Here is a 21,288-nt window from a genome sequence, read left to right as displayed (position 1 = left end):
TGTTCGCGCTCGCCTTCAACCTGCTGCTCGGCTACGGCGGCCTGCTCTCGTTCGGTCACGCCGCCTATTTCGGCATGGCGAGCTATCTCTGCGCCTACACGGCCAAGAGCCTCGGTTTCACGCCGGAATTGGCGATCCTGTCGGGCACCGCCACCGCGGCCCTGCTCGGGCTGGTCTTCGGCTCGCTGGCGATCCGCCGGCAGGGCATCTACTTCTCGATGATCACACTGGCGCTCGCCCAGATGGCGTTCTTCTTCTCGCTGCAGGCGAAGTTCACCGGCGGCGAGGACGGGATCCAGGCGGTGCCGCGCGGCAACCTTTTCGGGGTGTTCAGCCTCGCCGACGACCGGGCGATGTATGCCGTCGTCTGCGTGGTCTTCATGGCCGGGATGCTGCTGATCTACCGGATCATCCACTCGCCGTTCGGGCAGGTGCTCAAGGCGATCCGGGACAACGAGCCCCGGGCGATCTCGCTGGGCTACCGCGCCAACCAGTACAAGCTCGCGGTCTTCGTGCTCTCGGCGACGCTCGCGGGGCTTGCGGGCTCGACCAAGGCGATCGTGTTCCAGCTCGCCTCGCTCACCGACGTCCACTGGTCGATGTCCGGCGAGGTGGTGCTGATGACGCTGGTGGGCGGCATGGGCACGGTGTTCGGGCCGATCGTGGGCGCGCTGGTGATCGTCACGATGGAAACGTATCTGGCGCAGTTCGGCGCCTGGGTGACGATCATTCAGGGCTGCGTCTTCGTGCTCTGCGTGCTGCTGTTCCGCGAGGGCATCGTCGGCCTGATCGCCCGGATCATCCGCAAGCCGCTGTGAGACGCGGCGGGTGCCGGTTCGTTGACGGATCATTAACCACACCCCCTCAACCTGCAGTTCCCAGGCTGACAGGTTTGACCATGACGAAGACCCAGCCGCTGAGCATCGACGATCCGGCGGCGGATTGCCCGATCCCGCCGGAAACCGTCGGACAATTGATCAAGGCCGACGCCGACACCGCGACGTACATCCTCGACGGCATCCCCGAGGCGACCCGAGCACGCCTCGCGGTCTGGCTGTATGGCCGCAGCCATACCCACGAGATCGGCGTGCGCGTCGCGGCGACCTGCGACGGCGCCACGCTGCGACGGGCCGCCGGCGTCGTCGGTACCGCCCTCTACGACGCGTCGCGCCGCCCCTACAAGGCGCCGAGCCACGGCGCCCGGCCTGCGGGCAGCCGCATCTCGTTGGGCGGATCGAGCCGCCGCGCCTGAGCGCCGCGGCGTCGCGACACGATCCCTGTCATCCGGTCCGCTAGGAGCGCCGCCGCCCAGCCGCTATCGTGCGCGTCGATGTCCACCCTTGCGCCCGTCATCCGCCGTCTCGACCCGATCCTCGTCGACCGCATCGCGGCAGGCGAGGTGGTCGAGCGCCCCGCCTCGGCCGTGAAGGAGCTGGTTGAGAACGCCATCGATGCCGGCGCCCGTACCATCGACGTGGTGGTGGAGAACGGCGGTCGCCGGCTGATCCGGGTGATCGACGACGGCCGCGGCATGGGCCCGGACGACCTCGCATTGTGCGTCGAACGCCACGCGACCTCGAAGCTGCCCGGCGGCGATCTCTCGGCCATCGACACGCTGGGATTCCGCGGCGAAGCGCTGCCCTCGATCGGTGCCGTGTCGCGGCTCGCGATCACGACCCGTCCCGAGGGCGCCGATGCCGGGGCGAGCCTCACCGTCGAGGCCGGCCTTAAGGGTCCGGTCCGTCCGGCCCCGGCCCAGCGCGGCACTCGGATCGAGGTGACCGAGCTGTTCGCAGCGACGCCCGCGCGGCTGAAGTTCCTGAAATCCGACCGGGCCGAGAACGCCGCCATCGCGGGGACCCTGCGTCGGCTCGCCGTGGCCCAGCCCGGCATCCGCTTCACGCTGCGCGCCGATGCCGGGCAGCCGCTGCTGCTGCCGTCCGAGACCGGACCCGAGGGCGAGCTCCGCCGCTTAACAGCGGTGCTGGGCGCGGATTTCGCCGCCAACGCGCTGCCGGTATCGCTCGCCCGGGAAGGATTCGCGGTCACCGGCCATGTCGGCCTGCCGACCTATCACCGCGGGGCGGCCGGCTACATCCACCTCGTGGTCAACGGCCGCCCCGTGCGCGACCGGCTGCTGCTCGGCGCGGTGCGGGGCGCCTATGCCGACACGCTGGCCTCAGACCGGCATCCGGTGCTCGGGCTCGCCATCGCGTGCGATCCCAACTTGGTCGACGTCAACGTCCACCCGGCCAAGACCGAGGTGCGGTTCCGCGAGCCCGGTCTCGTGCGGGCGCTCGTGGTCAGCGCGATCCACGACGCCCTGCGCCGGGGCGGCGCCCGCTCGGCCACCACCGGGGCCAGCCGGACCCTCGACGCCCTGCGTCCGGCCGGCCCCGCGCTGGCGACCCATACCGGCGCCGCCGTGCCGAGCCTGTTCCGGTCCGCCCGCCCGAGCTTCTTCCCGGCGAACACGCCCTCCGTGGCGGCGCCGTCGGGCTACAGCCGAGCCCAAGCCTGGCGGCCGGACAGCTGGCAACCGGCAACCGAGCCGGACGACCGCGAGCCGGTGCCCGTCTTCGGCGACGCGCAAGGGTTCGGCGAGGCTCCGCAGGCGCCGCTCGCGCACTCGCCCGAGGCGGATCTCGCGGCCCCGCCCCAGGCGGATGTCCGGCCGGTGGTCGAGGCGGCCGAGGCCGTCGATCACCCGCTCGGCGCTGCCCGCGCCCAGATTCACGAGACCTACATCCTCGCCCAGACCCGGGACGGCCTGGTGATCGTCGATCAACACGCCGCCCACGAGCGTCTGGTCTATGAGCGCATGAAGGCGGAGCGGGCCCGGGGTGGTATCGCCCGCCAGGGCCTGCTGATCCCCGACGTGGTCGAGATGAGCCCGGACGCCGCCGAGCGCTTGGTCGCCGCGGCTTCGGACCTCGACCGGCTCGGCCTGTCGATCGAGGCGTTCGGTACCGGTGCGGTGCTGGTGCGCGAAGTGCCGGCCGCGCTGATCGGCGCGTCCGTGCGCGATCTCGTGACCGACATCCTCGACGCGCTGGAGGCCAGCGGAGAGGAGGAGGGCGGCGCCCCCGCCACCGAGGGTGGCCCGCTCGGCCGGCGCCTGGACGCGATCCTGTCGCGCATGAGCTGCCACGGCTCGGTCCGCGCCGGCCGCCGCCTGCGTCCGGAGGAGATGAACGCGCTCCTGCGCGAGATGGAGGCGACGCCGAATTCCGGGCAGTGCAACCACGGCCGCCCGACCTCGATCGAGTTGAAGCTCTCCGACATCGAGCGGCTGTTCGGCCGCCGGTAAGTTCCCGCAAACAGGCATCCATCGGAGCCCGCGACCATGGATTTCACCATCTCCCGCCGCGTCGAGGAATACCGCGCGCGGATCGCGGCCTTCGTGGACGCGCATATTGTTCCGCTGGAATCGGACCCGGAGGCCTATGACGGGCACGGCAATATCAGCCTCGCCGAGCTGGCGCGGCTGCGCGGACTCGCGAAGGCCGAGGGGCTGTGGTGCCTGCAGCTCAAGCCCGAGACCGGTGGAGCCGGCCTCGACAAGGTCGGCATGGCAGTCTGCTACGAGGCGATGAACCGCTCGATCTTCGGACCGGTCGTGTTCAACTCGGCCGCCCCCGACGACGGCAACATGATGGTGCTGGAGAAGGTCGCGACCCCGGACCAGAAGGCCCGCTGGCTCGACCCGATCGTGCGCGGCGAGGTCCGCTCGGCCTTCGCGATGACCGAGCCGCATCCCGGCGGTGGCTCCGATCCCGGCATGATCCAGACCCGGGCCGAGCGGCGGGGCGACACCTACGTGGTCACCGGCCGCAAATGGTACATCACCGGAGCGGAGGAGGCCGCGCATTTCATCCTGATGGCGCGTACATCCGACGATGCGCGCCAGGGGCTGACCGCCTTCCTGTTCCACAAGGATCAGCCCGGCTGGGAGATCCTGCGCCGGATCCCGATCATGGGCCCGGAGGAGCACGGCGGCCACTGCGAATTGCTGTTCGACGGGCTGGAGATCCCCGCCGGGAACGTCCTGATGAACGAGGGCGACGGGCTGAAGCTGACGCAGATCCGCCTCGGCCCGGCGCGTCTGACCCACTGCATGCGCTGGCTCGGCCTGTCGAAGCGCTGCGTCGAGATCGCCCGGGCCTATGCGGGGGAGCGCCACGGCTTCGGCATCCGTCTTGCCGACCGCGAAAGCATCCAGTTGATGCTGGGCGACCTCGCCATGCGGATCGAGATCGGCCGCCTGCTGGTGATGAAGGCCGCCTGGGCGCTCGACCAGGGCAGCTTTGCCCGCAAGGAGGTCTCGATGGCCAAGGTCCACGTCGCCAACCTGGTGCACGCGGCAGCCGACATCGCCATCCAGATCAACGGTGCCCGGGGCTACTCCACCGATACGCCGCTCGAATGGATCTACCGCTACGCACGCCAAGCCCGGCTGGTGGACGGTGCCGACGAAGTCCACAAGATGGTGCTCAACCGCAACCTCGAAGCCGAGGGTGATTCTTTTTGGACCTGGGGTGTGGAGGGGTGACGGCTGTTCTTCCACCTCGGCAGGGTGGAGGTCCAACCCACCGTCCGCACTCGTGATGTGCGGCGAAGCCGCCTTGATGGAGGCTCCGGGGATCGCGCAGCGGAATGCCGGGCTACTTTGAGGCGCCCTGACACGGGCGCCTCCGGATGAGGGCGCCGGTGAGTGGACCGTTTGTCTGCTCATTCGCCGGTGAAGACTAGAATTCGGTAGCGGGAACGCCGGGATCGGCGTTCAGCCGACGAGAGGAAAGGTCCGCGAGACATGACAGATGTCGTGATCACCGGCGCGGTGCGCACCGCGATCGGCACTTTCGGGGGCTCGCTCTCGGCGATCCCGCCGGCCGAGCTGGCAGCGCAATGCATCGCGGAAGCGCTGAAGCGGTCCGGGACCGCGCCGGAGGCGGTGGGCCACGTGGTGATCGGCAACGTCATCCCGACTGAGCCGCGCGACGCCTACATCGCCCGGGTCGCCGCGATCGAGGGCGGGATCCCCGAGGCCGTGCCGGCGCTCACGGTCAACCGCCTGTGCGGCAGCGGGCTGCAGGCGATCGTCTCGGCCGCGCAGGCGATCATGCTGGGCGACGCCGAGGTGGCGGTCGCCGGGGGCGCCGAGAGCATGAGCCGGTCGCCGCATCTCCTGAAGACCGGGCGGTTCGGCCAGCGCATGGGCGACGCGACCCTGGTCGACTACATGGTCGGCGTGCTGAACGACCCGTTCGGCAACGGCCATATGGGCGTCACCGCCGAGAACGTGGCCGCGCGCTACGGCATCTCCCGGGGCATGCAGGACGCGTTCGCGGCCGAGAGCCAGGCCCGGGCCGCCCATGCGATCGGCGAGGGCCGATTCCGTGAGCAGATCCTGGCCGTCGCGGTCCAGCGCAAGCGCGAGACGGTGGCGTTCGAGACCGACGAGCACCCGAAGGCCACCAGCGTCGAGGATCTCGCCAAGCTTCGTCCGGCCTTCTCCAAGACCGGCAGCGTCACCGCCGGCAACGCCTCCGGCCTCAATGACGGCGCCGCGATCGTCGTGCTGGCGAGTGCCGCCGCGGCCGAGCGTGATGGGTCCAAGCCTCTCGCCCGGATCGTCGGGTACGCCCATGCCGGGGTCGATCCGTCCGAGATGGGCATGGGTCCGGTGCCGGCCGTTGAGCGCCTGCTGGCGCGCACCGGATTGCGCGCTGCCGACTTCGACGTGATCGAATCGAACGAGGCTTTCGCGGCCCAGGCCTGCGCGGTCTCCCGCGCCCTGGATCTCGACCCCGCCAAGGTCAACGCGAACGGTGGCGCCATCGCGCTCGGCCATCCGCTCGGCGCCACGGGGGCGATCGTCACCGTCAAGGCGCTCTACGAACTCGCCCGGGTGAACGGCCGCTACGGCCTCGTCACCGTGTGCATCGGCGGCGGACAGGGCATCGCCATGGCCATCGAGCGGTTGCACTGAGATGGCCGGCCTGTTCGATCTCACCGGCCGGCACGTGCTGGTCACCGGGGCCTCCAGCGGCCTCGGCCGCCACTTCGCCGGCACGCTGGCTAAAGCCGGCGCCCGCCTGTCGCTCTGCGCCCGCCGGGCCGACGCGCTGGCCGAGACCGTCGCCCGGGTCGAAGGGGAGGGCGGCGAGGCGCAGGCAATCGTGATGGACGTCACCGACGCCGCGAGCGTCGAGCGGGCACTCGATGCCGCCGAGGCGCGGTTCGGGCCCGTGGCGGTGCTCGTCAACAATGCCGGCGTCACCGCAACGAAGCCGGCCCTCGAGCTGGACGAGGCCGATTGGGACTTCGTCCTCGACACCAACCTGAAGGGCGTCTGGCTCGTCGCGCAGGCGACCGGGCGGCGCATGGTCCGGCATGGTTCCGGCGGCAGCATCGTCAACATCGCGTCGATCCTCGGCCTGCGGGTCGCCGGTGGGCTGGCGCCCTACGCCGCCTCCAAGGCCGGGGTCGTCCAGCTCACCAAGAGCCTCGCGCTGGAATGGGCCCGCCACGGGATCCGGGTGAATGCCCTCGCCCCCGGCTACATCGCCACCGATTTGAACGATGCGTTCTTCGAATCCGAACCCGGCAAGGCGCTGATCAAGCGCGTCCCGCAGCGCCGGCTGGGTGAGGCATCCGAACTCGATGGGCCGCTGCTGTTGCTCGCCTCCGGGGCGGGCTCGTACATGACCGGCAGCGTCGTCGCGGTCGATGGCGGCCACCTCGTCTCGGGGCTTTAGCGGATGGAACAGGCGCAGCTGCGCGACTGGATCGCCTCGCATCTCGGCTGTCCGGATCTCGCCATCGAGGCGGTCCAACCCCTCGGCGGCGGCTCGATCCAGGAGAACCGGCTGGTCCGCTGCCGGATCGGCGACACCGTTCGGGGCTTCGTGCTGCGCATGGACGCCGCCGCGACCATCGCGTCGAGCCGTTCCCGGGCTGAGGAGTTCCACATCCTGGACGCGGTCTGGAAAGCCGGCGTCCGGGTGCCGGAGCCGGTCGCCTTCTGCGCCGATCCCGCAATCGTCGGAGCGCCCTTCGCGCTGATGGGCCTCGTCGAGGGCGTGGGCCTGGGGCCGCGCATCGCCAAGGACCTGAGCCTCGGCGGCGACCGGGAGATCCTGGCCGAGACCCTTGGCCGCGAACTCGCCCGGATCCACGCCGCGCTCGACCCGCGCGAGGTGCCGGCTGCACTCGCCTTCCTCGGGGCGCCCGAGCCGCAGCCGGCATTGGCTGAGATCGCCCGCCTGCGTGCCAGCCTCGACGGGATTGGCGCCAAGCGCCCGGCGATCGAGTGGGGTCTGCGCTGGGGCGAGGTGCGGGCCCCGGCTTGTCCAGCGCCGTCCCTGGTGCATCGCGACTTCCGCACCGGCAACTACATGGTGGATGCGTCGGGCCTGACCGCGATCCTCGACTGGGAGTTCGCCGGCTGGGGCGATCCAGCGCAGGATCTCGGCTGGTTCTGCGCAACCTGTTGGCGGTTCGGCCGAACGGATCTGGAGGCCGGCGGCATCGGCTCCCGGGCGTCGTTCTACCGGGGTTACACGCAGGAGAGCGGCCGGACCATCGATCCGGACAGCGTCGCCTATTGGGAGGTGATGGCGCATCTGCGCTGGGCGGTGATCGCCCTGGAACAGGGTGCCCGCCACGTCTCGGGCCGGGAATTCTCATTGGAACTGGCGCTCACCGGCCGGATGGTGCCCGAGCTGGAACGCACGATTTTGCGGGCGACCGCCCCGGAGAACTGGAGCTGAGCATGCAGGACGAACCCTCCGGCGCCGCTCTCCTCGACGCCGCCCGCCGGGCGCTGACCGAGGAGGTCGCCCCGGGCCTCACCGGCCGCCCCCGCTACGTCGCCCTGATGGTCGCCAACGCGATCGGAATCGCTGCCCGGGAGATCGCCCAGGCCGACCGGCTCCGCGAGACCGGCGCTCGACTGCTGGGCGGCGCCGGCCATGACGCCCTGGACGACCTGATCGGTACAATTCGAGCCGGCGCGCGCGATGCCGACCCGGAACTGCACACCCGCCTCAGCGCCGCTACGGAGGCCGCCGCCGACATCTGGAAGCCGTCGAAGCCCGCGGCGTGACGCTCATATCCGGAGACATCCAGCCCAGCGCCTCACCCTGAGACGCCGCCGCGAAGCGGGGCCCTCGAAGAAGGAAGCCTCCAGCGATCGTTCGACGAACTGGAGGATTCCTTCGAGGCAGCTGCGCAGCACCTCGGGTTGAGGTGGCCGCTGGGGTACCCGGCTTCAGACAGGATCCGACAGCTCCCGAGCCTGCTCGCGCAAGATGAACTTCTGGATCTTGCCGGTCGAAGTCTTCGGCAGGGGGCCGAACACCACCGTCCTGGGCACCTTGAACCGGGCCATCCGCTCCCGGCAGAAATCGATCAGCTCGCGGTCGGTGGGAGCCGCCGCGCCGGGCTTCATCTCCAGGAAGGCGCAGGGACTCTCGCCCCAGGTTTCATCCGGGCGTGCCACCACGGCCGCCAGCATCACGGCGGGATGGCGCATCAGCACTTCCTCGACCTCGAGACTGGAGATGTTCTCGCCGCCCGAGATGATGATGTCCTTGGCCCGGTCCTTGATCTCCACGGAGCCGTCTGAGTGCCAGACCGCGAGGTCGCCGGTGCGGTACCAGCCTCCGGCCAGCGCCCGCGCGGTGGCCTCGGGGTTGCCGAGATAGCCCTTCATCACAGTGTTGCCGCGCAGGCAGATCTCGCCGACCGTGGTGCCGTCCTGCGGCACCGGCCGGTCGGTGGCGGCATCGAACACGACGACACCCTCCAGGGTCGCCAGCGCGACGCCCTTGCGCGCCATCCGGGCGTAGCGGTCCTGCTCCGGGAGGTCGGCCCAGTCGGGCTGTTCCAGGCAGACGGTGGCGGGGCCGTAACTCTCGGTGGCGCCGTAGAGGTGCGTCACTTGGAAGCCGAGTTCCTCCATGGTGCGGATGATGGTCGAGGATGGCGCGGCCCCGCCCACCGCGCAGCGCACCCGATGCCGGAAGGGCACGCGGGCCGAAGCCGGCGCGTGGGCGATCATCGAGAGCACGATCGGCGCGCCGCACAAATGCGTCACACGGTGCTGGGCGATCAGCGAAAAAATCGCCACCGGCTCGACCTTGCGCAGGCAGATCTGCGTCGCACAGGCCGCCACGCTCGCCCAGGGGTACGACCAGCCGCTGCAATGGAACATCGGCAGGGTCCAGAGATAGGCGCTCTCGGTGGTGAGGCCGAACGTGACCGCATTGCCGAGCGCCTGCAGGTAGGCGCCGCGATGGCTGTAGACCGCGCCCTTCGGATCGCCGGTGGTGCCCGACGTATAGAGCAGGCAGAGCGATTGCCACTCGTCGGCCGGCCCGGGCCAGGCATAGTCCGGGTCGCCCTCGGCGAGCAGGGTCTCGTACGGGACCGCGCCGGCGATGCCGGTGGCGCCGATCTCCACGACCAGGAGCGGCTTCGCGCGGTCGGCGAGCGCCCGGGCGGCCAGCGCACCGAACTCAGCCTCCACGATCAGCACCCGGGCGCCGCCATGGTCGAGGGAGAACGCGATCGTCGCCGGATCGAGGCGGGTGTTGAGCGGGTTCAGCACCGCGCCCAGCATCGGCACGGCGAAATGCGCCTCGATCATCTCGGGCACGTTGGGCGCCAGGATCGCCACCGTGTCGAGGTGCCCGATCCCGCGCCCGGCCAGGCCGGAGGCGAGGCGGCGGCACCGCGCGTACAGCTCGCCGTAGGTCAGACGGCGATCCCCATCGATCACCGCGACCCGCGCCCCGACGGAGGCGGCGGCCCGGGCCAGCAGGCTGGCCGGCGTGAGCGGGACGTAGTTCGCCGGGCTCCGGTCGAGCCCGGTCTCGAACGGATGAGAATCGGAGTCCCGGGCGCCCGCTTGGGGCGGAACTGTCTCCGTCATCGGTGGGCCTTCTGATCGGGCGGCTGGCGTGGCGTGCGCAGGCAGAGAGATGACGTCGCGTCCCTCCGGACTGTCAATCGGGGCGCTGGTTACAGCCGGTGCCGGTCATCATGGGCCGCACGGGCGCGGAGTACCCGGCGGGGCGGTCCGAGGTCTGTCACGCCGCTGCGGTTGACGGCGGCCCCGCCCTGACGGATGCCGGACCCGGTGCCTGACCGGGCGGTCATGGCAGTCGACGGGGGGAGGAGCTCGTGAAGGACGACAATCTGCCGATGGTTCGGCCGCCACAGGCCGGGCGCGAGATGGCCGAGGGCAGTCTTGCGCGGGTTCGCGAGGCCTACGAACAGTTCGCCGAGGCCGGCGAGATGGCGCTGAACGCCTTCGAAACCTCGATGGCCCAGACGTTCGAGGGCTGGCGCTCGGTCATGGGCTCGAGCCGGGAGACCGCGCACCAGCTCTCCGACAGCAACATCGCAGGCACGCGCAGGATGCGCGAGCAATGGGAGGCTGCCGGCGCGCGCCTCTACAATGCATTCGAGGACAATGCCGGCCACTCCATGGCGGCGATGCGAGAGATCGGGCACCGCATGCTGGTCGCCTCGGACACCAACGTCCGCGCCTCACTGGATTTCGCCGAGCGCCTCGCGAAGGCGGCCGACGCCCGCGAGATGGCGGCGCTGCACGTGACGTTCATGCAGGAGCAGTCGCGTCGCCTCACCGACCAGATGGTCGACCTGCACCAGACTACGACCCGCCTGGCGCGTGAGGCCGCATCCCGCACGGATACCCCGTGACCTCCTCCGCCGCCGAGAGGCCTGAAGCGGGCGCGCCCGAGGCGATGCCGCGCCTCGACGACCTCAGCCGCGCCGACGTTCCGTTCCGGACCGGTCATTTCGCCGCCTACGCGCCGCATGACTTCCACCGGATCGCGTATGTCGAATGGGGCGACCCGGACAGCCCGCACGTGGTCGTGTGCGTCCACGGCCTGAGCCGGCAGGGCCGGGATTTCGACCCCCTCGGCTACATGCTGGCGAAGATGGGCTACCGGGTGGTCTGTCCCGATTTGCCCGGGCGTGGGTTGAGCGGCTGGCTCAAGGATCCGGAACTCTACGGCCTGCCCCAATACGCCGCCGACATGGCGGCGCTGATCGGTCACCTGCGGATCACGGGCAAGATCGACTGGGTCGGCACGTCGCTCGGCGGCCTCACCGGGATGGTGCTGGCGGCCTCCGCCAACACCCCGATACGCCGGATGGTGATCAACGATATCGGGCCGTTCCTGCCCTGGGCGCCGATCCGCCATATCGGCTCACGGCTGCGCGATGCTCCGCGGCTTCACCACAACTTGGCCTCGGGCGAGTCGCGGCTTCGGACCGTCCTGGCAGCCTTCGGCCCGCTCACGGACGAACAGTGGCGGCATATCGCCAAGCACAGCTTCTTCCCCGAGCCCAACGGCGGCTGGCGCCCGCATTACGATCCCGGCATCGGTGACGCCTTCCGGCCGGGCCGGGTCTACAGCGTCAGCATGTGGCGCGACTGGGACGCGATCACCTGCCCGGTCCTGCTGCTGCGCGGCGAGCGCTCGGAGCTGCTCCTCGCCTCGACCGCGGACGAGATGACCCGGCGTGGCCCGGCCACCGAGCGCATCGATATCCCGGATTGCGGCCACGCCCCGGCCTTGCTCGACGCGGAACAACTTCGCATCGTCACCGACTGGCTCGGCCCGGCCGCGTGATCGCCAAGGATCCGCTCCGAGCGCATCGGCGCCGATCCGCATCCCGTCAGTTTAGGCAAAACCGAATCACTTGCGCAGTAGGCAATCGTGCAAAGGCGACCGGTTGCGAGAAGTCCCCGTCTGCGTAGTCGGTGTCGTCAGAATTGATGGGCCGTCGCACTCTGTGTCGATCGCCTTGAAGTCATTGAGAAACCGAGGCGGCTATGCTCACACTGCATGGTCGCGCAAGCGTGACCATTCGTTGCACACTCGGCTGCACTGTGGCATCAACATGCGGCTCGGCTGGACCTTGGCCGCTCAATGTTGCACCTGTGGGTTGTGAGCGGCGGCTAAGTTCCGCACGACCACACGCCTGCCGCAACCTGAAGAAGTTCGGACTCTCCACCATGTCCAACCCAACCCCCAAGCCGAAACAGACCACGGCCATCGATCACGGGGTCGGCAGCCGCATCGCGTTCCTGCGCGCGGCCAACGGGCTGAGCCAATCCGCACTGGCGAGCGCGCTGGGCGTCAGCTTCCAGCAGGTCCAGAAGTACGAGACCGGCAAGAACCGCGTCGGCGCGGGGCGCCTTCAGGCGATTGCCGAGCGCCTCGGCGTCCCGGTCTCGAGCTTCTTCGAACCCGAGCCGGAGGCCGCCTCCGAGAACGGCCCGACGCTGCTCCGGATCGCCGGTGCCGTGGAACTGCTCCGCGCCTACAACCAGATCGGCGACGATCAGATGCGCCGGGACGTCATTGCGCTCGTGAAGTCCGCGGCCCGGATCGGCCATGGTCCCGCTGCCGCGGACAGCGCCCCGCAGCGGATTGTCACCAACGGCGCCGCCGCACCGTCGGCCTGATAGCCTGACCGACATCGGCTGACCGGCCCCGGCCGTTCGCACACGTCGTCTCGCGAAGTTGTTTCTGGAGGCGACGGCGATGTCTGCTTTGGACCTGACGAACCTCTACGCCGATCTCGACCTTGCGGCCTCTGAGGAAGTCGTCACCGTTCGGTAGTCGGCGCTGGGGCTGCGCTGAGCACATCGTTTCGACGGGACAGGCGAGCCCGCCTAGATTCGAAGACGACCAGCCCCATGCCGAAGGGGTTGCGATGCTTGCGAGAGATCTCCCGCGTTGCGCTTGGCCGACGAGCCGGAGTCGGCGAACCGTGTGAACTCGCGAACCGTCCTGATCGAGCCCCGTCGTCGGCACCGCGTCGAACGGGCTGATCCGCCGGCGATCGGGCTCGCGATACATTTCAGGCCCGAACGCGGGGCGGACGTTCGCGACCGACGCGCCGTCAGCCGGCGAAGCGCGCCACCGATACTGCCGTGTCGCCGTAGACCCGCCGCTCCAGCGCGGTGAAGTTCTCGGGCCAGTCCAGTTGAACGCCCTCCGCCTCCTCCACCACGGCCAGGGCGCCCGGCGACAGCCAGGCCCCGCCGGCCGCGCTCGCCAGCGCCTGGGGCGCAAGCCCACGATTGTACGGTGGATCGCAGAAGACCAGCGAGAACGGAGCCGTGGTCCCGGCCGGACCGAGGCGCGTCGCGTCGCGCCGGAACAGCCGAGTCACGCCCTCGGCGCCGAACGCCTCGATGTTCGACCGGATCACCGCCCGGGCCTCGGCCCCCTCATCGACCAGCAGGGCGTAGGCCGCGCCGCGCGACAGCGCTTCGAAGCCTAGCGCTCCAGTGCCGGCGAACAGGTCCAGCACCCGCGCCCCGGCGACGACCTCGTCGTAGGCGTGGGTCAGCACGTTGAACAGCGATTCCCGGAGCCGGTCGGAGGTCGGCCGGATCGCGTCGGAGCGCGGGGTCGCGAGCTTGCGGCCGCGCCACGCGCCGCCGACGATCCTCATCGGCCTCCGCGCGGCGGACGACCGCCACCGCCGCCACCACCGCCGCCGGGCTTGCCGCCGCCCTTGAAGCCGCCCGGACGCCCGCCCGGCTTGCCGCCCGGGCCCTTGCCGGCAAACCCGCCAGCACTCTTGCCCCCGAAACCGCCAGAGCTTTTCCCGGCGAAGCCCCCGCTCTTCCCCGCGAACCCGCCAGGCTTGCCGCCAAATCCACCGGGCTTGCTGCCGGGTCGCGCGCCCGCCGGCTTCGGTCCGCCGAAGGCCGGCTTGCCCCCAGGGCCGGAGCGCTCGCTCCGGAAACCGCCATTGCCGCGGGGCGGGCCGTCTGCAGTCGAACCTCCGAACGGCCGATCCCGGCGTTCGGGCGGCCTGCCGTCACGGCGATCGTCCCGTCGCGTGTCGTCCCGTCGCGCGTCGTCCCGTCGGCCAGGCGCGCCCCGGGGGGCGTCGCGTGGCCCGGAACGGTCACCGAACCCCGGCCGATCGCTCGCACCTCTGTCAGTCCGCGGAGCCGGCCCGCGATTGCCCCAGCTCTCGCGATCCGAGCGGCCGGGCGCGCCCCGCTGTGCGCCATCGGGGGCGCCGCGATCGGCGTAGCGACGCCGGGGCTGCTCCTCCGGCGCCGGCGCAACCGGGCTCGCCGACAGGCGCTCGACCACGACGCGACGATCACCGGTGCGAATCGAGCCGACCCGCTCGTGACCGCGCTCGGCCGCGGCTGCCTGGGACGCGCGGGGATCCTCGCCCCGTCGCGGTACGCGGGCCGCCCGCGGCTTGCCGGATTCCTCATCCGACCGCCACGCGGAGCGGCGCGGACCGGAGCCAGCCCCACCGGTCGAGACCCGGGGCGCCGGCGCGGGACGCGCGGCATTGCGGGTGTTCGAGGGCGCCGGTGCGCGCTCGGCCTTCTTGGGGCTGCCGAAGGCGCCGATCGGCTCGCGCACGGGGCTCTCGAAATCGACCCCGGCCTGTTCGGCCAGCGCCTTGCCGAGCTGGTCCTTCAGCACGCGCATGCGCACCTCCTCGACCAAGCCGACTTCGAGGTCGCCGAGCTGGAACGGCCCGAACGACAGGCGAATCAGCCGGTTCACCGAAAGGCCGAGATGCTCGAGGATGCGTTTGACCTCGCGGTTCTTGCCCTCGCGCAAGCCTAGCGTGAGCCAGAGGTTGTCGCCCTGGACGCGATCGAGGGTCGCCTCGATCGGGCCGTACTCCATCCCGTCGATGGTCACGCCCTTCGCCAGCTTGTCGAGCTGGGCCTGGTCGGTGTCGCCGTGGGCGCGGACGCGGTAGCGGCGCAGCCAGCCGGTATCGGGATGGGCGATCACCTTCGCGAGACCGCCGTCGTTGGTGAGAAGCAGCAGGCCTTCGGTGTTGATGTCGAGCCGGCCGACCGCGACCAACCGTGGCAGATCTTCGGGCAGGACTTCGAACACCGTCTGGCGACCTTCCGGGTCCCGGGCCGTGGTCACGAGGCCGCGCGGCTTGTGGAAGATCCACAGGCGGCTGCGCTCGCGCGCCGGCATGCGCTCGCCGTCGATCAGGATCGTATCGTCGTCGGAGACGTTTCGCGCCGGGGAGGTCAGGGTCTCGCCGTTGACGCTCACGCGGCCGGCCAGGATCATCGCCTCCGCGTCGCGGCGGGAGGCGATGCCCGCCCGCGCCATCGCCTTGGCGATGCGTTCGCCCGGAGGGGTCGGCGCCTCGGCCTCCGGTTCCGCGGCCTCGGCGGCGTCCTCGGCAACGGGCTCGGCAGCGACCGGCTGCTGAGGCGGCCGCGGCTCGCTCTGCGAAGACTTACCCTTCGGCTTCGTCTCGGATTCGCTGCCCGCGTCGGTTGCGGGCGTCCAGCGCTCGGTCCGCGTGGTGTCGGTGTCCGGCTGGGCAGAAGCCCCCGGACCGTCGTCTTTCGGCAAGTCACTCATGAGCCGGCCATATCAGAGCCGGCCCGGACAGGCGAGACGGGTTGAGCATCCACGGATGCACAACCCGACAACGCGCAGCCCGCGAACGCAAAAGGGGCGGCCCGGCCGGACCGCCCCGAAAGATCCGCGCCGCGGCGCGCCGTTCAAAGCCTCGCGGATCTCCCCCGCATCACGCCGAACACGGCGGAGATCAGGAACAGGGCGATCGCCACGAAGAACACGATCTTGGCCGCCTCGACGGCCGTGCCGGCGATGCCGCCGAAACCCAAGAGCGCCGCCACGAGGGCGACGACAAGAAACGTGATAGCCCAACCGATCATGGCATCCTCGCGAAGTTCAGCCGGTTCAGGATCGGAACCCGCGAGATGTGGATTCCGATCCCGTCGATCCTCAAGGATCAGATCTTGCCTGAACGATCAGATCTTGTCGGTGGCCGACTTCACGGCGCCCTTGGCGTCGCCCACGGTGCTTTGGGCCTTGCCCTTGAGCTCCTGAGCCGCGCCGTCAGCCTTCATCTTGTCATTGTTGGTCACGTCGCCCAGACCCTGCTTGGCCTTGCCGAGGGCCTCGTTGGCGGCGCCCTTGATCTTGTCCGTGGTGCTGCTCATGGCGTTTCCTTCCGTACAATCTCTCGCGGCGGCGCCGCAATCGCAAAGGCAACGGTGACGATGAGAGGAATGTTCCAGGCATTAACATTGACCTGGATCGGTTTCCGGCGCCGGTCGGTGCCTGTCCCGGCGATGGGGTGATAAACACCGTGACGGTCGATCCGATCCAGGACGCTGAGCACGAAACCGCGAACACCGCGGGGGCGTTCGACCGCGCTTTCGCAGCGGCGCGCGCGGCCGCTGAGGCCGGCGAGGTTCCGGTCGGGGCGGTGATCGTGCGCGACGGCGTGGTGCTGGCCGTCGCCCATAACCAGCCGCGGGCCCTGCACGATCCGACCGCCCACGCCGAGATCCTGGCGATCCGCGCCGCCTGTGCGGCCATCGGCGACGAGCGCCTGACCGGCTGCGATCTCTACGTCACCCTCGAACCATGTCCGATGTGCGCCGGCGCGATCTCGTTCGCCCGGATCCGGCGGCTCTATTACGGCGCCCCCGATCCCAAGGGCGGCGGCGTCGAGCACGGCCCACGTGTCTTTAACCAGCCGACCTGCCACCACGCCCCGGAGGTCTATGGCGGGTTCCGCGAGACCGAGGCGGCCCTGTTGCTGCGCAGGTTCTTCGCCGTGCGCCGCGCGTGAGGGCTGAAGCGAGCGAGGGCTTGAAGAAGCGGCGCCGCGCGGCATCCTCACAGGATCGAACGGAGCGTCCGCCCATGACACCGCATTATTCCCGCGCGCTGATCGTCGGAGCCGGCTCGGGCCTCAGCGCGTCGCTCGCCCGACTGCTGGCGGCGGACGGGCTGAAGGTCGGCCTCGCGGCCCGCAACATCGACAAGCTCGCCGCGCTGGCGGCCGAGACCGGCGCCGCAATCCACGCGTGCGATGCGAGCGACCCCGGCCAGGTCGAGGCCCTGTTCGCCCGGATGGAGCCGGCGCTGGGCGGCCCGCTCGACGTGGTGGTCTACAATGCCAGCGGTCGGCTGCGCGGCCCGGTGGTCGACCTCGATCCGGCAGCGGTGGCGCAGTCGCTGATGGTGTCCGCGTATGGCGGCTTCCTGGTGGCGCAGGCGGCAGCACGCCGGATGCTGCCGCACCGGCACGGGGCGATCCTGCTCACAGGCGCGTCGGCCAGCGTGAAGGGCTTTGCCGGCTCAGCGCCTTTCGCGATGGGCAAGTTCGCCCTGCGGGGACTCGGCCAGAGCCTCGCCCGCGAGCTGCAGCCGCAGGGCATCCATGTCGCCCACGTGGTGATCGATGGCGCCATCCGGAACCCGGCGCGCGGCGGTGAGCCGGTGGACGCCCCCGACAGCCATCTCGATCCGGATGCCATCGCCCGCGCCTACCGCGACCTGCTGCGCCAGAATCGGAGCGCCTGGACGACGGAGCTCGAGCTGCGCCCCTGGGTCGAGCGATTCTGAGGGTGGTTCAGGGATTCACGCGCACGCCGAGCAGGAAGGTGTTGTCGCGGAAGCTCGAGCCCGCCACCGTGCTGTCGATCTGCTGGTAGATGTAGGTGCCGCGCAAGGTCAGCCAGCGGGTAAACCGGTAGTCGAGGCGCGCCGTGGCGGAGAAGCCGTTCTCGCGGATGGTGCTGCCCTGATAGTCGTTCTTCAGGAACGAGCCCCCGAAGACGATCGACAGGTTGCGCAGCAGATCGTGCTGGAGCTCCAGGGTCGCGACCTCGGTGAGGATGCCGCTGGAGCCGAGCACGGTGGTCTCGGTCACACCCGTCGCCGCGGTGAGGCGGACCGTGGTGAGCGGACTGAGGGACCAGACCAGCGCGGCATTGACCAGCGGCGCGTCGATCGCCCGCAAAGACGGGTCGACGTAGGAGCGGTGCTGGATGCCGGCGGAGATTTCGCCAGTGATCGAGCGGGCCAGCCCGAAGCTCGCTCCGACCATGAGAGCGATGCCGTCGGAATCGCGTTGAATGCCGTTGGTGTCGCGGCGCAGGTCGTAGACGCGGGTATCGCCGAGGAGGTCCACGAACGGACTCAGGTCCGGGCTGACCTCGTAGGCCGTGCGCAGCTGCAGGCTGTACTGGTTCAGGTTGCGGTCGGCCTGGTTGATGGTCACGCCGCCCGGGAGCTGAGCGTTGTCGAACTGGGAGCGATCGACCGAGCCGCGCAGGGTCACGGAAAGCCGGTTGAACGTCTCCGTGGCACCGAGGGACGTGCCGTAGACCGCGAGCAGCGGCCGGCTGGTCGCCGCGGCTGCCTGCAGGTTCGGGCTCGACGTGCGCTGCGTGTCGACCAAGAACCGGCCTTCGGCATCGACGTGAAGGTCGCGGTTGACGTCGATACGCAGGCGCACCGTTCCGTCCGCGGCCGGCCGGCTGGCGGCCTCGTTCTGGGGCGTCTCCAGGTAGGAACCGCGTAGCGCTCCCTGGAACGAACTCGACGACCAGTCGCTGCGGAAGTCGACGGCCGCTTCGGTACGCAGGGCCACCGATCCCTTGGCGAGCTGACGGCTGGTCTGGTCCGGGTTCGAATCGTACCCGATGCTCTGCGTGAAGCTCGGCAGCACCGTGAAGGTCCCGATCCGATAGCCGATCGGTGCGTAGGCCGGGTCGGTCGGGATCGGCCGCGCCAGGTCCGTGCCGAGGATGAAGCCGGGCGTCAGCAGACCTAGCGCCGGAGTGATCGCGAAGAGCGGAAGGATCGGGCGCGACGCCAGGACCTGCGACACCGGCACGCCGACGACGGCCTGCTGGACCACCGGGGTCAGGCGCAGAGCGGGGGCCGGAACCTGTGTCACCTCCTGGGTGACCCGACGGGTCGGGGAGCCGATGCGCCGGGGCGGCGCGGCGCGGGTGCGCAGCAGACTCGACGGCGTCCGGTTGTTTGGGGCCGTGGTGGACCCACTAGTGCGCTGGCCGCCGCCGGTGATGCGGGTGCCGAGCTGCGAGAGCCCCGGCTGAGTCTGGGTCGGGATCGCCGGGGAGAGGGGGGAGCGCAGGCTGTCGCCGCCGGTCCGCTCGCCGCTCGTGGCGTCACCACCGGTGGATGCGGGTCCGTCGTCGCGGGACAGTCCGTCCGGCACGCGCCGCCGGAGCGCGGGAAGGCCGTTGGGCGCCGTGTCCTGCCCGATCCCGGGATTGTCGGGTTGGCCGGTGACCGGGCTGATCGCGTCGAAGCGCTGGCCTGCGGACGGCGATGCGGAGAGCGCGAGCGTCAGCGCCGCAAAGGCGAGCCGCATCTCCTGCCGTCGCCGCCGATCAGCGCCCGCCATCCGCACCTGTTCTTGGCCTCCACCTAAGCCCCGGGCGCCAAGAGCCGGGATCAACAGATCACGCCGCCGCCTGCGCGGTCGCCGATATGGTTAACGCAAGCTAGCGCCCGCTTGGTTAATGCGCGGTCAACACCGAGCCCCGACGGCTGTTACAGCCCCGGTGCAGTCACTCCTAAATTTCGATACTGCAAGAAAGTTGCGATTGAGCTTTTATCGCGGATCCGTTAGCCTATCCCAGAATTCGTCATATTCCGTACGGGATACGCCGCACCGGATAGTTGCTACGACAGAGGTTCAACGTGAACGATAGCGCTGAAGCTGAGCAGGCCGAACACATTGACCTAGCGGTCGATATCATCGCGGCCTATGTGTCCAACAATTCGGTGCCACCCTCGGAACTTCCAGGGTTGATCGGCGGCATACACGCGGCCCTGAACAGCCTCGCGGCTTCGGGGTCATCGGCGACGACCGTCGTGGAGAAGATGAGCCCGGCGCAGATCCGGAAATCCATCACGCACGACTACATCGTCAGTTTCGAAGACGGTAAGCCCTACAAGACGTTGCGCCGCCATCTGACGCTGCGCGGGCTCAGCCCGGAGGCGTATCGCGAGAAATGGGGCCTGCCGCGGGACTACCCGATGACGGCGGCGAGCTACTCGGCCCAGAGGTCCGAACTCGCCCGCGCCCTCGGCCTCGGCCAGCAACGGCGCAAGTCCCGGGGAGCGGCGGCCGCGCCTGCGCCGGAGGAGCCGGCTCCAACCGCACCGAAGACGCGGGGACGCAAGAAGGTCCCAGCCGAGTAGGATTCGACCCGGACGCACGGCCTCCGTTTGACAGGGGACGCTTCGGAGCGTGACACGCCGGACGGGGCGCGCAACCTAAGCGCGTTCTCTCCCGAAGCGATGCACGCACATCATGGTCTCGAAGCGCTACCCGACATCGGTCGAGGTCGCCCGCCTCGCCGGGGTCTCGCAATCGGCGGTGTCCCGCACCTTCACGCCGGGTGCCAGCGTGTCGGCCCGGACCCGCGACAAGGTCCTGGCGGCGGCCGAGACCCTGGGCTTTCAGCCGAGCCTGATCCCCAGGATCATGCTGACCGATCGGTCGGGCCTCGTGGCCCTGGTGGTCGGGGGCCTGGAGAACGCGTTCTACGCGCGCGTCGTCCAGGTCTTCGCGGCGCGGCTCCGGGAAGCCGGCAACCAGATCGTGCTGGTCCCGGTCGACAGCGACTACACCCTCGACGCAGTGGCGGCGCGCCTGGCTCAGTACCGGGTCGACGCGATCGTCAGCGCCCTGGCGGTCCTGTCGCAGGACGCCGCCGAGACGCTCTCGGCCTCTCGAATCCCGGTCGTCTCGTTCAATACCCCGGTGACGGCCGAGCGCATCGGCTCGGTCGGCTCGGACAACGCGCTGGGAGGTCGGCAAGCCGCCGCGCTCCTTCACGACCGGGGCGTGCGCCATCCGGCCTTCATCGCCGGTCCGGCGGACAGCCCGGCCAGCGCCGAGCGGCTCGCGGGCTTTCGCGACGGACTGCGCGCGGCAGGACTGCCGGAGCCGCGCGTCGCGGGATCCGCCTACACGTATGAGGGCGGCGCCGAGGCGGCGATGCGGATCCGCGCGGACGCCCCGTTCGACGGCGTCTTCTGCGCCAACGACCTCGGCGCTCTGGGCGCGATCGACGCGCTGAGGCGCGCCGGCCGTCGCGTCCCCGACGAGGTCCGCGTGATCGGCTACGACGACATTCCGGCGGCAGGGTGGGGCGGCTACGATCTCACGAGCTTCGACCAGGACGTGCCGGCATTGGTCGAGGCGGCGCTGGCCATGATCGCCCGGATGTCCGGGCCTGAAACCGCCCTCGGCGAGCGCGTGCTGATCCCGCCGCGGCTGATCGAGCGCGGCAGCACCCGGGCCTGATCGCCCGGGATCGACGGCCGGCACCTTGCGCGCGGCGCAACCGTGCGTCGCGTGTGCATCGCTATGCAAAAGCGCACGCTGCTCCATCCTTCATCATGCTGC

Annotated in this window: 21 protein-coding genes; 15 read left to right on the top strand and 6 right to left on the bottom strand. The window is 70.2% G+C overall.

Features of this window, described 5'->3' with window-relative positions:
• The 8 genes from FV242_RS20390 to FV242_RS20355 form a co-directional block, all read left to right on the top strand.
• On the top strand, positions 1-818 hold an 818-nt coding region (locus tag FV242_RS20390), incomplete at its 5' end, for a branched-chain amino acid ABC transporter permease (RefSeq protein ID WP_147940164.1).
• Between the two features lie 80 nt (positions 819-898).
• Positions 899-1,252: a hypothetical protein gene (locus FV242_RS20385; protein ID WP_147855164.1), complete on the top strand. Its 354-nt coding sequence runs from the start codon at positions 899-901 to the stop codon at positions 1,250-1,252.
• Between the two features lie 78 nt (positions 1,253-1,330).
• Positions 1,331-3,310, top strand: coding sequence for a DNA mismatch repair endonuclease MutL (gene mutL, locus FV242_RS20380; protein WP_147940163.1), 1,980 nt, complete (start codon positions 1,331-1,333; stop codon positions 3,308-3,310).
• Positions 3,311-3,346: 36 nt separating this feature from the next.
• Positions 3,347-4,552: an acyl-CoA dehydrogenase family protein gene (locus FV242_RS20375; RefSeq protein ID WP_147940162.1), complete on the top strand. Its 1,206-nt coding sequence runs from the start codon at positions 3,347-3,349 to the stop codon at positions 4,550-4,552.
• Between the two features lie 261 nt (positions 4,553-4,813).
• Positions 4,814-5,992, top strand: coding sequence for a beta-ketothiolase BktB (gene bktB, locus FV242_RS20370; RefSeq protein WP_147940161.1), 1,179 nt, complete (start codon positions 4,814-4,816; stop codon positions 5,990-5,992).
• Between the two features lies 1 nt (position 5,993).
• Positions 5,994-6,761, top strand: a complete 768-nt coding sequence (locus FV242_RS20365; RefSeq protein ID WP_147940160.1) for an SDR family NAD(P)-dependent oxidoreductase — start codon at positions 5,994-5,996, stop codon at positions 6,759-6,761.
• Positions 6,762-6,764: 3 nt separating this feature from the next.
• Positions 6,765-7,775 carry a phosphotransferase family protein gene (locus tag FV242_RS20360; RefSeq protein ID WP_147940159.1) on the top strand — a complete coding sequence of 337 codons (1,011 nt, stop codon included), beginning with the start codon at positions 6,765-6,767 and terminating at the stop codon, positions 7,773-7,775.
• Positions 7,776-7,777: 2 nt separating this feature from the next.
• A complete protein-coding gene (locus FV242_RS20355; RefSeq protein ID WP_147940158.1) occupies positions 7,778-8,110 on the top strand; it encodes a DUF6285 domain-containing protein in 333 nt (110 codons plus the stop codon).
• 165 nt (positions 8,111-8,275) lie between these two features.
• On the opposite strand, the gene FV242_RS20350 is transcribed toward FV242_RS20355, so the two are convergent.
• Positions 8,276-9,940, bottom strand: a complete 1,665-nt coding sequence (locus FV242_RS20350) for an AMP-binding protein (RefSeq protein ID WP_147940157.1) — start codon at positions 9,938-9,940, stop codon at positions 8,276-8,278.
• A 251-nt stretch (positions 9,941-10,191) separates the two neighbouring features.
• Here FV242_RS20350 and FV242_RS20345 point away from each other — a divergent pair, with 251 nt between their 5' ends.
• The 3 genes from FV242_RS20345 (at position 10,192) to FV242_RS20335 (ending at position 12,514) form a co-directional block, all read left to right on the top strand.
• Positions 10,192-10,734 carry a phasin family protein gene (locus FV242_RS20345; RefSeq protein WP_147908486.1) on the top strand — a complete coding sequence of 181 codons (543 nt, stop codon included), beginning with the start codon at positions 10,192-10,194 and terminating at the stop codon, positions 10,732-10,734.
• Positions 10,731-11,675 (top strand): alpha/beta fold hydrolase, encoded by a 945-nt coding sequence (locus FV242_RS20340; protein ID WP_246692216.1) that lies wholly within the window; start codon positions 10,731-10,733, stop codon positions 11,673-11,675. The genes FV242_RS20345 and FV242_RS20340 overlap by 4 nt, the downstream gene beginning before the upstream one ends.
• 386 nt (positions 11,676-12,061) lie before the next feature.
• On the top strand, positions 12,062-12,514 hold the full coding sequence (locus FV242_RS20335; RefSeq protein WP_147908485.1) for a helix-turn-helix domain-containing protein: 453 nt from the start codon (positions 12,062-12,064) through the stop codon (positions 12,512-12,514).
• Between the two features lie 440 nt (positions 12,515-12,954).
• Here FV242_RS20335 and rsmD read toward each other — a convergent pair whose 3' ends face one another.
• The 4 genes from rsmD to FV242_RS20310 all read right to left on the bottom strand — a co-directional run bounded on the left by rsmD (position 12,955) and on the right by FV242_RS20310 (position 16,042).
• Positions 12,955-13,512: a 16S rRNA (guanine(966)-N(2))-methyltransferase RsmD gene (rsmD, locus tag FV242_RS20325; protein WP_147908484.1), complete on the bottom strand. Its 558-nt coding sequence runs from the start codon at positions 13,510-13,512 to the stop codon at positions 12,955-12,957.
• Complete coding sequence (locus tag FV242_RS20320; RefSeq protein WP_147940156.1) at positions 13,509-15,434, bottom strand: pseudouridine synthase; 1,926 nt, start codon at positions 15,432-15,434, stop codon at positions 13,509-13,511. Before FV242_RS20320 ends, rsmD begins: the two co-directional genes overlap by 4 nt.
• A gap of 143 nt (positions 15,435-15,577) precedes the next feature.
• Positions 15,578-15,754 carry a DUF1328 domain-containing protein gene (locus FV242_RS20315; protein WP_147940155.1) on the bottom strand — a complete coding sequence of 59 codons (177 nt, stop codon included), beginning with the start codon at positions 15,752-15,754 and terminating at the stop codon, positions 15,578-15,580.
• Between the two features lie 96 nt (positions 15,755-15,850).
• Positions 15,851-16,042 carry a CsbD family protein gene (locus tag FV242_RS20310; RefSeq protein ID WP_147857530.1) on the bottom strand — a complete coding sequence of 64 codons (192 nt, stop codon included), beginning with the start codon at positions 16,040-16,042 and terminating at the stop codon, positions 15,851-15,853.
• A 164-nt stretch (positions 16,043-16,206) separates the two neighbouring features.
• Between FV242_RS20310 and FV242_RS20305 the strand changes: the two genes are divergently transcribed.
• Both FV242_RS20305 and FV242_RS20300 read left to right on the top strand, forming a co-directional pair.
• Entirely contained in the window at positions 16,207-16,680 is a 474-nt protein-coding gene (locus FV242_RS20305; RefSeq protein WP_147940166.1) for a nucleoside deaminase, read from the top strand.
• Positions 16,681-16,754: 74 nt separating this feature from the next.
• The gene (locus FV242_RS20300; protein WP_147940154.1) at positions 16,755-17,459 is read left to right on the top strand and encodes an SDR family NAD(P)-dependent oxidoreductase; all 705 of its coding nucleotides are present in this window, start codon (positions 16,755-16,757) and stop codon (positions 17,457-17,459) included.
• A 7-nt stretch (positions 17,460-17,466) separates the two neighbouring features.
• Here the strand turns inward: FV242_RS20300 and FV242_RS20295 are convergent, their stop codons facing one another.
• The gene (locus tag FV242_RS20295) at positions 17,467-19,272 is read right to left on the bottom strand and encodes an outer membrane beta-barrel protein (protein WP_246692790.1); all 1,806 of its coding nucleotides are present in this window, start codon (positions 19,270-19,272) and stop codon (positions 17,467-17,469) included.
• Positions 19,273-19,571: 299 nt separating this feature from the next.
• On the opposite strand from FV242_RS20295, the gene FV242_RS20290 reads away from it, so the two are divergent.
• Both FV242_RS20290 and FV242_RS20285 read left to right on the top strand, forming a co-directional pair.
• Positions 19,572-20,075, top strand: coding sequence for a MucR family transcriptional regulator (locus FV242_RS20290; RefSeq protein ID WP_147940153.1), 504 nt, complete (start codon positions 19,572-19,574; stop codon positions 20,073-20,075).
• A 112-nt stretch (positions 20,076-20,187) separates the two neighbouring features.
• Positions 20,188-21,186 (top strand): LacI family DNA-binding transcriptional regulator, encoded by a 999-nt coding sequence (locus FV242_RS20285; RefSeq protein ID WP_147940152.1) that lies wholly within the window; start codon positions 20,188-20,190, stop codon positions 21,184-21,186.
• The last annotated feature ends 102 nt before the right edge of the window (positions 21,187-21,288 follow it).

The sequence above is a fragment of the Methylobacterium sp. WL64 genome (assembly GCF_008039945.1).
Classification (GTDB): domain Bacteria; phylum Pseudomonadota; class Alphaproteobacteria; order Rhizobiales; family Beijerinckiaceae; genus Methylobacterium.
Note: the sequence above shows the minus strand (reverse complement) of the source record. Positions and strands in the feature narration are given on the sequence as shown.

Coding starts and splice junctions, on each gene's coding strand:
- FV242_RS20385 (WP_147855164.1), top strand. CDS start 899: ATGACGAAGACCCAGCCGCTGAGCATCGACGATCCGGCGGCGGATTGC.
- mutL (WP_147940163.1), top strand. CDS start 1,331: ATGTCCACCCTTGCGCCCGTCATCCGCCGTCTCGACCCGATCCTCGTC.
- FV242_RS20375 (WP_147940162.1), top strand. CDS start 3,347: ATGGATTTCACCATCTCCCGCCGCGTCGAGGAATACCGCGCGCGGATC.
- bktB (WP_147940161.1), top strand. CDS start 4,814: ATGACAGATGTCGTGATCACCGGCGCGGTGCGCACCGCGATCGGCACT.
- FV242_RS20365 (WP_147940160.1), top strand. CDS start 5,994: ATGGCCGGCCTGTTCGATCTCACCGGCCGGCACGTGCTGGTCACCGGG.
- FV242_RS20360 (WP_147940159.1), top strand. CDS start 6,765: ATGGAACAGGCGCAGCTGCGCGACTGGATCGCCTCGCATCTCGGCTGT.
- FV242_RS20355 (WP_147940158.1), top strand. CDS start 7,778: ATGCAGGACGAACCCTCCGGCGCCGCTCTCCTCGACGCCGCCCGCCGG.
- FV242_RS20350 (WP_147940157.1), bottom strand. CDS start 9,940: ATGACGGAGACAGTTCCGCCCCAAGCGGGCGCCCGGGACTCCGATTCT.
- FV242_RS20335 (WP_147908485.1), top strand. CDS start 12,062: ATGTCCAACCCAACCCCCAAGCCGAAACAGACCACGGCCATCGATCAC.
- rsmD (WP_147908484.1), bottom strand. CDS start 13,512: ATGAGGATCGTCGGCGGCGCGTGGCGCGGCCGCAAGCTCGCGACCCCG.
- FV242_RS20320 (WP_147940156.1), bottom strand. CDS start 15,434: ATGAGTGACTTGCCGAAAGACGACGGTCCGGGGGCTTCTGCCCAGCCG.
- FV242_RS20315 (WP_147940155.1), bottom strand. CDS start 15,754: ATGATCGGTTGGGCTATCACGTTTCTTGTCGTCGCCCTCGTGGCGGCG.
- FV242_RS20310 (WP_147857530.1), bottom strand. CDS start 16,042: ATGAGCAGCACCACGGACAAGATCAAGGGCGCCGCCAACGAGGCCCTC.
- FV242_RS20300 (WP_147940154.1), top strand. CDS start 16,755: ATGACACCGCATTATTCCCGCGCGCTGATCGTCGGAGCCGGCTCGGGC.
- FV242_RS20295 (WP_246692790.1), bottom strand. CDS start 19,272: ATGGCGGGCGCTGATCGGCGGCGACGGCAGGAGATGCGGCTCGCCTTT.
- FV242_RS20285 (WP_147940152.1), top strand. CDS start 20,188: ATGGTCTCGAAGCGCTACCCGACATCGGTCGAGGTCGCCCGCCTCGCC.